This is a genomic window from Falsiroseomonas sp. E2-1-a20 (genome assembly GCF_051433195.1).
GTDB lineage: Bacteria > Pseudomonadota > Alphaproteobacteria > Acetobacterales > Acetobacteraceae > Falsiroseomonas.
Genome location: NZ_JBHMFT010000174.1, coordinates 1 through 862, shown reverse-complemented (window position 1 = coordinate 862; position 862 = coordinate 1). Strand labels below are relative to the sequence as shown.

Sequence of the window (862 nt, the reverse complement as noted above, 5' to 3'; positions counted from 1 at the left end):
AAAAACGGAGAGCGTCCACGGCCGTGATGCCGGTCATCGACCAGCGGCAATTCCTGCGCTCATTCCAGCAACCGTTATTCCCGCACCCTATTCCCGCATTCCCGCACCCCATTCCCGCAGCTATTTGGCCCTTCGCGCAGGTGCGGGAGAGGCGGCACCCCCGCGACGCCAACGGCCTGTCCTCGAAGGAGACAGCGCAGATCCGGACCCGAAGAACCCGCCGCAGCCCCGTCCTTCGCGCCAAGCCTGGGGAGTGGTGTCAGGCTGGCCAGGCCAACGCGAAACCGGATGGCAGCGCACGCCGTCGTGGAGGCCGCCAGTCGCTGAGCCGGAGGTGGATCTCCGCGCCGAGCCAGGCGCCGGCGAGAATACCCGGCAGGGCGGCGACCGCGGCCCGGCTCGGCTCGGCTTGGCTCTAACCGACCCGGCGGTGGGATACGCAGGCCGCACCCAGTACCGTCAGGTTGAAGACCTGGAACGCGCCCCGCCGTTCATCATTGCCCAGCAGGAGACTCAGTTTCCCGCGGCTTCCTTTAGTGTGAAGCAAGCTGGCGCAGCGGCGGCCGGGCGGTGCGCCAACCAAGCCAGGGCGGCGGCCAGCGCGGCCAGGGTCGCGTCGGTGCTTTCGGCGGAGCGGGCTGGAAGCCATGTCTGCATCAGGCTGAGGCCGAAGGCGAGCGCCACCGTCGCCACCGCGGCCGCGGGCCAGGGCAGGCCGGCGCGCAGCGCCAGCCAGATCAGCGCTCCATACAGGAAGAATTTGTAGAACATCGCCTGCAGACCGATCCCCCAGTGACCTCGCATCACGGCGCGGAACGGCAGCCAGCCGAACTCGCGCGGCGCATCGAGCCAGCTGTAGGGT

At 69.1% G+C, this 862-nt stretch carries 1 protein-coding gene; it reads right to left on the bottom strand.

What is annotated here, in order from left to right:
• Nucleotides 1-513: 513 nt before the first annotated feature.
• A partial coding sequence (locus ACFHPP_RS31210) for a hypothetical protein (protein ID WP_437167109.1) occupies nucleotides 514-862 on the bottom strand: 349 nt, incomplete at its 5' end.